An 11956-nucleotide genomic window follows, 5' to 3' on the forward strand; every position below is an offset into this window, starting at 1 on the left:
CGGCGGGCTATATCGAATTCATACCGAAATGGGAATGTGATGAAAACAAAAGACCCCGCCGAGAACGGCGGGGCAAGGCTTAGTGCCTTGTGTCAGGCCACAGGCACCGGCGGTATTCAGTTGTGCATTTCAGCCCGGATCTGCTGGCGCAGCACGTCGATCGGCACGGTCTTGCCGTCGCGTTTGAAACACCAATAGGTCCAGCCATTGCAGGACGGCGCGTTTTCCAGATGCGCCCCCACCTGATGGATCGAGCCTTTGACGTTGTCGCCCACAAGCGTGCCATCGGCGCGCACCTTGGCCTTGTGACGCTGGTTCATGGAATACAGCTCTTCCCCCGGACGCAGCATGCCGCGTTCAACCAACTGGCCGAACGGCACGCGCGGCTCGGCGCGTTTGCTGGCGCTGACCTCCAGCGCCTCGCGGTCGAATTTGCGAACCTTGGCGATGCGCTTTTCGGCGACCCTGCGATAGCTTTCCTCGCGTTCGATGCCGATGAACTCACGCCCCAGCATCTTGGCAACCGCGCCGGTCGTGCCCGTACCAAAGAACGGATCCAACACCACATCGCCCGGATTGGTCGAACCGACCAGCACCCGGTGCAGCAGCGATTCCGGCTTTTGAGTCGGATGCGCTTTGTCGCCGTTTTCATCTTTCAGACGTTCATGACCGGTGCAGATCGGCAGCACCCAGTCGCTGCGCATCTGCACGCCCTCGTTCAACGCCTTCAGCGCCTCGTAATTGAACGTGTATTTCGCACCTTCGCGCTTGGACGCCCAAATCATCGTCTCATGCGCGTTGGTAAAGCGTTTGCCGCGGAAATTCGGCATCGGGTTCGATTTGCGCCAGACGACGTCGTTCAGGATCCAGTATCCCGCATCCTGAAGGGCCGAGCCAACGCGGAAGATGTTGTGATATGAACCAATTACCCAAATCGCACCATTGGGCTTCAACAGCCGATGCGCTGCTTTCAGCCATTCGCGCGTGAACTGGTCATAGGCCCCAAAGCTGGAAAACTGATCCCAGTGATCATCAACCGCATCCACCTGAGAGTTATCCGGGCGGTGCAACTGACCTTTCAGCTGCAAATTATACGGCGGGTCTGCAAAGATCAGGTCAACCGACGCCTCGGGCAGACTGTTCATCACATCGATGCAGTCTCCGGATAGAATCGTGTTTAAAGGGAGCGCTTTTGCGCCCTTTTTGGTGGTTATGGTCATTATACTGCCTCAAGTATCCACGGCGCTTTTGCGCTCATTTGGTTGAGACAAGGATGAGTCAAAGACGAATCGCCGTCAATTTCTTTTTTGAATCAGCAGCTTACGATTTTCTCTTGATACAAGATATTGTGGACCGGTTTGAACGAACGTCTATGGTGTGGGGTCACACCAAGATTTCGCAACGCTTCGCGATGCATTTTTGTCGGATAGCCTGCATTCGACTCCCACCCGTAGCCGGGATGCTGTTGCGCCAAATCCACCATCGCCTGATCGCGCCAGTTTTTCGCAAGGATCGATGCCGCTGCAATTGAGACCGACCGCCCATCCCCCTTGACCACCGCCTGCGCCGGGATCGACAAACCGCGCGGAATCATGTTGCCGTCGATCAGCACATAATCCGGGGGCGGGTCCAAGGCGGCCACTGCGCGCTCCATCGCGATATGCGAGGCGCGCAAGATGTTGTGTGTATCAATCTCGGCAACTGTGGCCTGGGCCACCGCAAACTCGGCCCGTTCACGTATTGAAGTGTCCAACGCAGCGCGACGCTTGTCGGTCAGCTTCTTGGAATCGTTCAGCCCCTGCGGAATGTCCCCAGGGTTCAGAATCACTGCAGCAGCAACCACGGGTCCGGCCAAGGGGCCCCTACCCACCTCATCCACGCCCGCGATCCGCACATACCCATGGGCTTTGACTGATTGTTCGATGTCATAATTCGGAGTCGTCATCCTTTCTGGCAAACCGTGTTTCGCCACCGTCCGCAACAAAAAAGAGAGGGCAGCTTGCGCCACCCTCTCCTGCACGGCGCTTCTGTGGCGCCGCTCCTGCTCGAAAACGGTTACTGGTAAACCACTCGGTACCCATGATGGCGCAGGCAGGCGGGCTCGTAGGCGCGCTTGACCTTTTTGCCATTCCAGAAACCGACTTTGCACTCTTGCGGCAGGCTATTGGTGTATTTGTAATACTTTTTCAGACAACGCGGCCCCAAAAGCGCATGTTGAGGCGAGTAACGTTCGTACGTCCGCAGGCAGTGTTTCGGCAGATCATACTTGGCCACGCGGTGGGGCAGCGGGCGAACCGGGTGATGTGGGTGAACCGGCTTGGGTGTCTGAACGTGCGAACGATGACGACGGTCACGGTCTTTGTCTTTTTCTTTGTTGTAGTAGTGCACGCCGGCGCCAATGATCGCGATGGCGGCTAGGCCACCCAGAATGTCCTTGGCATCTGCGGCCCGCGCCTGCGACACTGAAACCCCTGTTATGGTGATGGCAGTTGCTACGATCAGGGCGATGAATTTCCGATGCATGGTGCTTGTCCTTTTAGTGCTGGGGCGATCCGTGAACGATCGCGAATTCGTTGCACCGACAATGAGGACGCCCCCCTCAGACAAGCAATAACGGGCAAATGTTATCGAATATCAGGACACCAAAACCCCTTGGGTTATTGAATATCAGGCCAAGCCATGCGCAGGATGCGGCCTATGAAACAGATCCTATCTTTCTTGGCTGTTCTGGCCCTGATATCGGTCGCAAGCTCTGTGGCAGCGGCGGATTGTTATGCCGATTACAAGGCAAAACAGGACAACCCCCTGCGCCTGCACTACGGGGTGATGCAACTGTCGGCCTGCGACAAGGGCAAGGCGACCCAAGAAGTGTCGCAACGGCTGCGCGGGTCGGGCTGGACCTTGCTGAACGTGATGTCGGTGTTTGGGCCGGAAGGGCTGGGTAAAAGGAAGGCAAATGCCGGACAATTCTATCTCCGTTACTGAGGCCCGACGATCCGGAGTACGTCTGGTCGGCGCAGGAATTGCAGCAATCGTATTGATTCTGGTGACGGCCGCCATCTTCCTATTCTGGACTCTGCCCGACGCAAACGCCTTTAACGCCCGCGTCGAACGATTGTTTGTCGAAAGCGATCTGACCGCGCAGACCGAAATCCGGCTGCTCGAGATTCTGGCCCAATCGGGCACGGCGTTTGCGGATACGCTCTCAAGCTATCGGATGGTGATTTTCGTGTTGTTGGTGTTCGCCAGCGCGATGCTGGTCACCGCGCTTGTGTTTCTGGTCATGTTGGTTTTGCTGAACCGGCGCATGGCCCAGATCGAACGTACGGGTATACAAGTTACGTCCCTTTTGATCAGCCGCGAAGAAAACACTGTTTACCTCAACAACATGGATTTCAAACTGACCCCTGCCGCGATGGAGACCTTGTCTGTTCTGGCTGAATCCCGGCTGGATGACGAGATGCTGTCAGGCGCTCAGATTGAGGCTGTGATTTCAGGCAAGGATGCTGCCGATTGCGACGAGGCCGCGGGCGCGACACGGATCAAACGGTTGCGGGATGCGTTGGGCAATCAGATGGTCAGCGAGTTGCTGGTCAAGAACATCGCCAAAAAAGGGTACATGCTGTCCATCGAGAAAGACGTCATTCAGATGGTTTGATTGCGCGGTTCACGCTCTCGAAAAATGCGCCGCGCCCCTTGGAATAACTGCGCAAAAGCCCCATCCTTTAGGAACCTGTGCCAAGGAGGTTACCTATGAACGTCCACGCAGCACCACAGTCCAGTGGCTATGGAATCACTGTCGAACGATTGAATGGCTTGGTCTCGGTATACCGGGGTGACATCCTGCTGGCGCAAAGCGCAGACGCCAAGGTGATGTACGAAACACGGCTGCCGCCGATGATCTACATCCCGCGCCAGGATGTTCTAATCGACCTGAGCGCTGAAACCGATCTGCAAACCTTCTGCCCGTTCAAAGGCACCGCCACCTATCAGGACGTGTTGCTGCCGGGCGAAACCTTGGCAAACTCAGTCTGGGCTTACGAAGATGCCCTGCCTGAAAGCAAGATCATTCAGGGCCATATAGGGTTTGCATCAACTGCCTATGATCGGATGGATTTGGGCGACAACCGGCTTAAAACGCCGGATGACGGCAATATCAGCGGCCCGCTGATCGACTGGTTGATGCGGGGGGCCTCGGACATCAAAACGTCCGAGGAGTTTACCAAGGCGCTGGCAGAAAAGATGCTAGAACACGGGATCGCAATTCAGCGGCTGAGTATTCTTGTCTGGTCGTTGCACCCTTTGATCGCAGGCAAACACTACATCTGGGAAAAGGACAAGGACGAGATTTCGACCAATGTGCCGACCTACGAAATCCATGATCATCCCGCTTACATCAACAGCCCCCTGCGCCATGTTTCCAATGGGTTGGGCGGTGTACGACAACGCCTGAATGATGAGAACCCGCACAATAGCTTTCCCATTATTGAGGATCTGCGCGCCAAAGGTGCGACCGATTACGTCGCCATGCCGCTGCCGTTTTCTGACGGGCGCACCAATGTCATAACGCTGACCTGCGATCATCCGGATGGCTTCACCACCGAGAATCTGGGGCTGGTATTCGAATGCTCCTCGGTCATCGCGCGGTTCTACGAGGTGTTCATGCAGCGGGAAAACGCGCAGGTCCTTCTGGAAACCTATGTGGGCAAACGCTCGGGCGCGCGAGTGCTGGGCGGTGAAATCCGACGGGGTGACGGGGACGAGATTGATGCGGCGATCATGTTCTGTGATCTGCGCAACTCGACCAGCCTTGAAGAACGGTTGGGGCGGGAAACCTACATCAGTCTACTGAATGATTTCTTCGAAACCGTCTCAAACATCGTCCATGAGAACGCAGGTGAAGTCCTGAAGTTCATCGGAGACGCGGTTCTGGCTGTCTTCCCCGCCGGGGAAGATGCCCAGTCGGCACGTGACAATGCGCAGAAAACGGCCGTGCAAATAGTCGAAAAGCTGGGCGAGTTGCGTCAATCGGGATCAGAAATTCATTGCGATTGTTCGATCGGCGTGGCCTTTGGGCGCGTGACTTACGGCAATGTCGGGTCGCGTGAACGGCTGGATTTTACAGTGGTCGGCCAAGCCGCCAATATTGCTGCACGCCTTGGAGAATATGGCAAAACAGTCAATCACCGGATCGTGGTTTCGGCCGATATTGTTCCCGCATGTGCCGACGCTATCCCACTGGGTGATGTTAAGCTTCACAATGTGTCGAAACCGGTCGAGTCCTATGCGCTGCGAACGGCTGCAGACGCCGTCCTGAACGGCTGAAACCACAGTTCCTGTTTGAACAGGTTTCGATTAATCCTGCTGGCGTAACGCCAATGGCTAACCACCCAGCAGGATCAGGGCTGTTTGCGCCGGCGAGATCGTACTTTGCAGCTGGGAAATCTGACTTCGTGCAAGGTACCTGTCCGTCAATTGGTCGATTGCAGATTCGTCAGTGAACTGGCTCAGATCTTCTGATCCTGTTGCGCGAGACAGCCGGTCTTTGAACACCTCTAACTGTCGGTCCAGGTCGAGTTGCGCAAAACTGGATGGCAAACCAAGCGCTGTTTCCATCATGCTGCGCAACGGGGGCAAACCCATCAGATCAAACCATTTCGTATCCGCGCTTGTGTCTTCCGCCGCGAGATCAGCCAAAGCATGGCGCGCATAGAGCGAAATACGCATCGTATCGTCGCGTTCTCCAACGGCAACTTCGAACCGCGAGACAACATTGTCGCGCGCGATGTCTTCCATGAACGTGACCAGGCCAGTGCGTCGAATTTCACCTGGGCCTAAACCAAAAGCTTCGGAAAACTCTCGGTACCGGCCATCTGCCAGCCGATTGGACAAGGCGTCATCCGCGCTGGTGCCGTCCGACAATATTTTCTGGATGAAGTAGCGATTGTTGATATCACCCTCCAGTCCAAACGCACCCAATGCCACCTGAAGCAACCGTCGGTCTGAAACCAAATCCTCGGCGGTTTGCACTTTGCCAATGTTGTCCAAGAAGTATTGTGACTCACGCTCATTGACGGCAGACGATGCAAAGCTCTCGATCTGCGCGTCATAAGTGCGCTGCAGAAAACGCCAGCCAACAATGCCGCCAGTGGGAATGACCGGCTGGAATGTCATTGCTGATAGGCCATCAAGCGTTCCTCACGCGGCAACAGCGCACGCAAGGATTTGAGACATTTATAATACTGCTCGGTCAGTAGCGCTTCGGTCGCTTCAGCCAGAACCTTGCGACTATCTGCGTCGGTAAACACCTGGCTCAGCTCCTCAACCCGGCGCAACAGCTGTTGTCGGGCGTCTCCCGGCTCCATATCGCCTGACAGGACAAGCTGGGCGGCATAGCAAACACGGCGGACAGGTGTATTGACCTCATCCGGGTGAATTGCATCGCGCAAACGCAACACATTCGCCTGTGGGGTCATGATCGAAAATCGGCTTCGACGATCGCCATTTTCAACGACTACCCCATTGATTAACACTCTCTCTTTCGGGGCGAGTTTTAGAACAAGACCTCCCATCAGGCAGTCCCCCTCTGACGGAGACCACGCAGTACAGCCATATTGATCTCGAGCAACGGCTCAACACTTGCCTTGTTGCCCAGAACCTGGCTGCTGTGCTGTTCGGTAAACTCGGCCAGATAGAAAATCCGGGCGCGCAGCTCATTTGGTAGCGCGTTGTCGGAATCTGTGACGCCACTGGCCAGTACCGTCCACAGGCGGCGGTTTTCGTGCAACGCGTGAACGAATGCCCCAAAATCCGATTTCTGGCGCGCAGCCGCTGCCTTAAGGCGATGTGTGATCTTTGAAATCGCCTCGTATTCGGTGTCTCGCGGTGTGCGGGTCGGGGCGGCGGTTTCTGCATACGCACGCTGTGCAAGAGTTTGCGGAGTCACTTGAAATCCTTCCAATAGGCCGTCTGCGGGCGATCAGGGACGGGGCGCGAAACCACGCCCCGTCCAGGTTCCTGAACTTAACGGAACAGCGACAGGATCGACTGTGGTGCCTGATTGGCGATCGACAGCGACTGGGTGGCCAGCTGCTGTTGCACCTGCAGGGCCTGCAGACGGGCCGAGGTCTCTTCCATATCGGCGTCAACCAGCGAGCCGATACCAGATTTGAACGAGTCCGCCAGGTTCGAGATGAACTCTTTCTGGGTTTCGATCCGGCCTTGCGACGAACCGAAGGCCGCCGAGGCATCAATAGCCGTGTCGATCAATGTCTCAATCGTACCCAGAGCGGCGGTGGCACCGGCACCGGTGGACACATCAATCGAAGACAAAGCACCCAGACCACCAGAACCAGCATTGGCGAACTGACCACTGACAGTCAGGTCATTGCCACCGGCATTGGTGAAATCGAGTGTACCTGGTGTGCCGCTGTCATAATCCACGGTCAAACCGGCGATACCCAACTCGTCAACTTTGCCTTTCAAAGCAATGGCAACGATGTCAGCCGTTGTTGTCGCTGCAGCATCATCAGCGGTCACAGTATAGGACACGGTCTTGTCGCCAACAGTAAGGCTAACGCTGTCTCCGGCCGCAAAGGCGGTGGCGTTTTCGGCAATTTCAATCTGTTCGTTACCGCCACCATTATCCAGCGCGATCGCGACAGTGTCACCGTTGGCCGAAGCACCCGCTGAGCTGCCCGAGAAAATGTCATTGGCCGTATAACCCCCAACCGACAGATCCTGCCCCGTCACGGTAATGGAAGAAGCCGTAACAGCGCCCGTCGCATCACGATCCAGCGAAGCCAGAATAGAAGCTGAACCCGCCGACCCGTTAACCAGGTTAAGCCCGTTGAACTGGGCCGCTCCGACAACAGCGGTGATCTGATCGCGCAGCGCGGTCACGTCGTCGTTGATCTTGCCGCGATCCACGTTGTCTTCCTGCGCCGCGACGATCTTGCCTTTCATCTGGTTCAGCAGGTCAGTCACGGTTTCCGATGCGTTCCGCGCCACCGCGACAGTGGACTCACCCAAGGCGAGGCTGTCTTTGATCGCGTTGAACCCTTTGACGTCGGATTCCATGACTTTCGAGATTGCCCACACAGCCGAGTTATCTTTGGCCGTAGCAACATCTTTACCGGTCGAGATCGCGTTCTGGGTCATCGCCAGGTTCTTGTTGACCGATTTCAGGGTCTGCAGCGCAACCATTGCGCCATTGTTGGTCAGAATGCTGGACATAGCTTCTTCCTTTTTTCGTATGGGCCCTTTGCGCCCGTGCTAACCCCGCACCACATGCGGGCTTTAACGTCTTTCTGATCATTGCGATCCGCCGTCGGGCTGTTCGCGCCACCTGCTGTTTCAGATGCCCGACCACCTTTGCCGCCGATCCCCTAACGGAGTGCTAAAACCCAAACGCGGAAAAATTCGGATTTGAATCAAACCGACATCTATGCCCGTTTTTCCAGTTTCGGGTGACTGCGCACCGCGAAGCCATTGCGTTGCCCATCAGCCCCGTAAGTGCTGAATTCCTGACGCACCCGGCGCAGTTCAGCCATGCGCGCGGCCACAGCGCGAATCCCATCCGCCGCGCTGTTCAGTAATGCCTGGTTCCGCTCGACCTTCTTTTGCACGCGAATCAAATCCTCGCTGTCGAAAACATCCAGTTCGTTGATCGCCCCAATCAGTTTTTCCTTTGCAGGGACCATATGATTAAGGCGATCCAGATCACCTTCGATCAGAGCAGAGCGCTCCAGGTCCAAAACCTCTTCAAGAGACTGCACCAGATCAGGTTCAGATTTTGTCGGCATTGGTTTTCTCCATCATGGACCGCAAAAGAATTTCTGAAAGGCCAACGCCACCGGATTCGGCCAGTTGGCGTGCTTGATGCTGAACAAGAAAAGATGAGAACTGGTCTTCGCCCGCACCGCCACCAAAGGCTTTGCGTGCTTCACCCAATCCTGCCGACTTGAGCATTTCCGAAAGAAACGCTGCCTCAATCTCGACTGCGGCAGAGCGCAGCCTGTCGGATGTGGTGGGTGTTTGATGCGTGGGTAAGGTCGCAGAGATCTGCATTGTTTTCTCCGAAATTTACGTCGAACTTTCTTGATCAAAGGCGAAAGCGGTTAAAATAAACGTAACTTCCTGCAGGCAGATTTCGGGTCACACAACCGGAGTCGGAGCAAAATGCCCAACCCTCTTACAGCGGCGATGTCAGCGCCGACCACCCATGCAAAAGGCAACCAAAACGCGCAGGAACAGCCTGAACAGAAAGAGGCGGGTTCGTTTCAATCCGTTCTGGACGAGCAAACAGAAACAACCACCGATGATGCCGAAACGCCGGATGTTCCGACGCCAGAGGCTGAGGCGGCACAACATGAGCTGCCCATCAGCGACGAACCTACAGATGCCGAGCCTTTGCCAACTGACCGACCAACCTCGTTGGCCAATGGCAATCATGAGGTCCAACCAGATCGCGCCATTCTAGTTTTTGGGAATGCACTAGCGCCGGAAAAACTGGCGGTCACGGGCGAGACGGCGGCTGCCATCATCGTCAAGCCGGATAAACCAATCCAACAGTCCGGCCGTGTTGCGTCTGATCTACCGCATGTTTCACCGACCAAGACTCCCGTGCCCGTAGCGCCTGACGTTAATCGGGCGGTGAATTCGACATCACTGGCCCAAGCAACTCAAACGTCCAAACCGCCGGCACCGGTTCTGTCGGAAAATGCAGCCGATCCGAATCTGGTCGAGCCAGTTCAGGACGCTCCGGCCGCGCAGCCACGCACGCCAATCAATACAGCAACCAGCCTTGTTCAAATGCAGATCATGGCGACAGAAAAAAACCCTGTTGTCCCCGACGTTTCTGCCACACCCGAATTAGATGAAATCTCGGCTTTCAAAGATGTATCACCCACATCCTCAGCGCGCGATACGTTGGCAGCCGCGCAAGCTTTGACCGCATCTGCCCGCGCCGAGACGGCCCGCGCCGTCGCGGGTCAAATGGCTGCGGCAATCCACGCGCGACCGCAATCAGGTATGATCGAGATCGCTCTTAACCCCGAAGAACTGGGGCGTGTTTCGATCGTCATGAATGGCCGTGACGATGGGCTGCATCTGACGATCGCCACCGAACGCCCCGAAACACTGGACATGATCCGGCGGCACATCTCGTTGCTGGAGGCCGAGTTCAAGTCCCTTGGACTGGGGGATTTGTCTTTCGATCTCGGGACTTCGTCTGACACGGGATCGGATGAACAGAACGATGCGCACACTGCGGCATCAGAACCCGAACACGCGACCCAAGCGCAACCAGACCCTTCGGCCCGACCAATAATTGGCACCCCAGGGCGCATCGACATAAGGCTTTGACAATGATCACTCCTATTCAATCTGCGACTCAACCCGGTAACACGGCACAGACCACCGCACCTTCGGTTTCATCCGGGCTGGCCTCGGATTTTGAAACCTTCTTGCTGATGCTGACGGCTCAAGCAAGGAATCAGGACCCTCTTGAGCCGCTGGACTCGACGGAATACGCCTCGCAACTGGCGCAGTTTTCGATGGTCGAGCAACAGGTCCAGACCAACGACCTTCTGACTGGTCTGGCCTTGCCGATGGGCAACGTGGATATGGGCGAGCTTGCCAGCTGGGTCGGGATGGAAGTCCGGTCACCGGCCGCGTTCCGCTTTGATGGCCAGCCCGTTACTTTGCTTGCGCAGGCCAGCGCGGTGGCGGACAGCGCCGTCATGATCATCCGCGACAAGGACGGGGCAGTGATCGACCGCATCCCCGTTCCGACCGATCAGGCAGAGTTCGAATGGGCAGGCACAGACGGGACCGGCACGCCCCTGCCGACCGGCTCTTATTCCGCTACTTTGGAAAGCTATGACGGCGAAGAGCTTGTGTCACAGCAGCTGGCCGCGGTCTACAACCGGGTGGTGGAAGCACAAGTCGGAGAGGGTGCTGTCCTTCTGACCTTGGAAAGCGGGCAGGTTGTGCCGGTTGGAGACGTGACTGCAGTCAGAGCGGGCGCTTGATCTAAGAGGCGAGACAGGCCAAAGGTTTGCAACCCTCGACTCGTTTTTCAAACGGTGATCCCACTGCCTGACCAGACGCCTCCTCCACAAGACCTTGTCAACCGGCTGCGGGACGCCGGGCTTATCGGAGCGGGTGCGCAGTTTCGCACCTTGTATGGCGGGCGCACCAATCAGGTGTGGAAAGTGCTCGGCGGAGATGGTGACAAGGTCCTAAAGCTCTACCGTGCCAATCGGTGCAATCCCCTGTTTCGCAATGATCCCGAACTTGAGGCGCAGTGTCTGCGCGCATTGGAACAGACCGGCTTTGTGCCGCGTTTGCGAACCACCGGGAAGCATGGGCAGGGTCATTGGGTATTCTATGACCATGCGCCGGGATCGCCCTGGTCGACCGGGCCAGAGGCTGTCGGTGCATTATTGCGCGATTTGCACGACCTTAAAATCCCGGTTCAGGCCCCAGCCGGGTGCAACGGAAGCACCGATTTGGAGGCTCACACGCTAAACATTCTGAGCGGGTGCGAGTCCGCGATGAAGGCCCGCCTCAACCGAATGCGCCCGACGACATCGGTTCCGCCGTCTCACCAAACCTGCTTGATCCATGGAGATCCGGTGGCCGGCAATATTCTGGTCGACGGTTCGGCATTGACTTTGATCGACTGGCAATGCCCCGCACAGGGCGACCCCTGCGAAGACCTTGCCATGTTCCTGTCGCCTGCCATGCAACAAGTCTATCGCGGCGCGCCCCTGACCCCCGATGAGGAAAACGCCTTTTTGGCGGCCTATAATCACCCGGCCACAACGTCACGCTATCTTGCGTTGCGTCCCTGGTATGCCTGGCGCATGGCGGCCTATTGCCTGTGGCGTATCGAGCGCGGGGCCGAAGACTATGCAAAGGGTCTGGAACTGGAACTCGAGTCACTGTGACC

The 11956-nt window shown here is 56.7% G+C and carries 15 protein-coding genes; 6 read left to right on the forward strand and 9 right to left on the reverse strand.

All coding sequences use genetic code 11. The annotated features are described in order from the left end of the window. Window positions 1-116 precede the first annotated feature (116 nt). The 3 genes from ACR0DX_RS13255 to ACR0DX_RS13265 all read right to left on the reverse strand — a co-directional run bounded on the left by ACR0DX_RS13255 (window position 117) and on the right by ACR0DX_RS13265 (window position 2523). A complete protein-coding gene (locus tag ACR0DX_RS13255) occupies window positions 117-1220 on the reverse strand; it encodes a site-specific DNA-methyltransferase (RefSeq protein WP_170355411.1) in 1104 nt (367 codons plus the stop codon). A 92-nt stretch (window positions 1221-1312) separates the two neighbouring features. Further along, window positions 1313-1945, reverse strand: a complete 633-nt coding sequence (locus ACR0DX_RS13260) for a ribonuclease HII (RefSeq protein ID WP_480846389.1) — start codon at window positions 1943-1945, stop codon at window positions 1313-1315. A 110-nt stretch (window positions 1946-2055) separates the two neighbouring features. After that, the gene (locus ACR0DX_RS13265) at window positions 2056-2523 is read right to left on the reverse strand and encodes a hypothetical protein (RefSeq protein WP_170355413.1); all 468 of its coding nucleotides are present in this window, start codon (window positions 2521-2523) and stop codon (window positions 2056-2058) included. A 174-nt stretch (window positions 2524-2697) separates the two neighbouring features. Here ACR0DX_RS13265 and ACR0DX_RS13270 point away from each other — a divergent pair, with 174 nt between their 5' ends. The 3 genes from ACR0DX_RS13270 (at window position 2698) to ACR0DX_RS13280 (ending at window position 5325) form a co-directional block, all read left to right on the forward strand. Further along, window positions 2698-2985: a hypothetical protein gene (locus tag ACR0DX_RS13270; protein WP_170355414.1), complete on the forward strand. Its 288-nt coding sequence runs from the start codon at window positions 2698-2700 to the stop codon at window positions 2983-2985. Then, entirely contained in the window at window positions 2957-3658 is a 702-nt protein-coding gene (locus tag ACR0DX_RS13275) for a winged helix-turn-helix domain-containing protein (protein WP_170355415.1), read from the forward strand. Before ACR0DX_RS13270 ends, ACR0DX_RS13275 begins: the two co-directional genes overlap by 29 nt. 95 nt (window positions 3659-3753) lie before the next feature. Next, on the forward strand, window positions 3754-5325 hold the full coding sequence (locus ACR0DX_RS13280) for a DUF427 domain-containing protein (protein ID WP_170355416.1): 1572 nt from the start codon (window positions 3754-3756) through the stop codon (window positions 5323-5325). Between the two features lie 57 nt (window positions 5326-5382). Here the strand turns inward: ACR0DX_RS13280 and ACR0DX_RS13285 are convergent, their stop codons facing one another. The 6 genes from ACR0DX_RS13285 to ACR0DX_RS13310 all read right to left on the reverse strand — a co-directional run bounded on the left by ACR0DX_RS13285 (window position 5383) and on the right by ACR0DX_RS13310 (window position 9069). Further along, window positions 5383-6174, reverse strand: a complete 792-nt coding sequence (locus tag ACR0DX_RS13285; protein ID WP_170355417.1) for a DUF1217 domain-containing protein — start codon at window positions 6172-6174, stop codon at window positions 5383-5385. Continuing rightward, complete coding sequence (gene flbT, locus ACR0DX_RS13290; RefSeq protein WP_170355418.1) at window positions 6171-6572, reverse strand: flagellar biosynthesis repressor FlbT; 402 nt, start codon at window positions 6570-6572, stop codon at window positions 6171-6173. The genes ACR0DX_RS13285 and flbT overlap by 4 nt, the downstream gene beginning before the upstream one ends. Beyond that, complete coding sequence (flaF, locus tag ACR0DX_RS13295) at window positions 6572-6946, reverse strand: flagellar biosynthesis regulator FlaF (protein WP_170355419.1); 375 nt, start codon at window positions 6944-6946, stop codon at window positions 6572-6574. The genes flbT and flaF overlap by 1 nt, the downstream gene beginning before the upstream one ends. Window positions 6947-7023: 77 nt before the next feature. Continuing rightward, on the reverse strand, window positions 7024-8235 hold the full coding sequence (locus tag ACR0DX_RS13300; protein WP_170355420.1) for a flagellin: 1212 nt from the start codon (window positions 8233-8235) through the stop codon (window positions 7024-7026). A 209-nt stretch (window positions 8236-8444) separates the two neighbouring features. After that, a complete protein-coding gene (locus ACR0DX_RS13305) occupies window positions 8445-8804 on the reverse strand; it encodes a flagellar export chaperone FlgN (protein WP_170355421.1) in 360 nt (119 codons plus the stop codon). Further along, window positions 8788-9069 (reverse strand): rod-binding protein, encoded by a 282-nt coding sequence (locus ACR0DX_RS13310; RefSeq protein WP_170355422.1) that lies wholly within the window; start codon window positions 9067-9069, stop codon window positions 8788-8790. The genes ACR0DX_RS13305 and ACR0DX_RS13310 overlap by 17 nt, the downstream gene beginning before the upstream one ends. 111 nt (window positions 9070-9180) lie before the next feature. Here ACR0DX_RS13310 and ACR0DX_RS13315 point away from each other — a divergent pair, with 111 nt between their 5' ends. Genes ACR0DX_RS13315 through ACR0DX_RS13325 form a run of 3 tightly spaced genes read left to right on the forward strand, consistent with a single transcriptional unit; the run spans window position 9181 to window position 11954 of the window. Then, window positions 9181-10365, forward strand: coding sequence for a flagellar hook-length control protein FliK (locus ACR0DX_RS13315; RefSeq protein ID WP_170355423.1), 1185 nt, complete (start codon window positions 9181-9183; stop codon window positions 10363-10365). A 2-nt stretch (window positions 10366-10367) separates the two neighbouring features. Beyond that, the gene (locus ACR0DX_RS13320; protein ID WP_170355424.1) at window positions 10368-11033 is read left to right on the forward strand and encodes a flagellar hook capping FlgD N-terminal domain-containing protein; all 666 of its coding nucleotides are present in this window, start codon (window positions 10368-10370) and stop codon (window positions 11031-11033) included. A 54-nt stretch (window positions 11034-11087) separates the two neighbouring features. Continuing rightward, a complete protein-coding gene (locus tag ACR0DX_RS13325) occupies window positions 11088-11954 on the forward strand; it encodes a phosphotransferase (RefSeq protein ID WP_480846395.1) in 867 nt (288 codons plus the stop codon). Window positions 11955-11956: the final 2 nt, after the last annotated feature.

Source organism: Ruegeria sp. D3 (assembly GCF_056534465.1).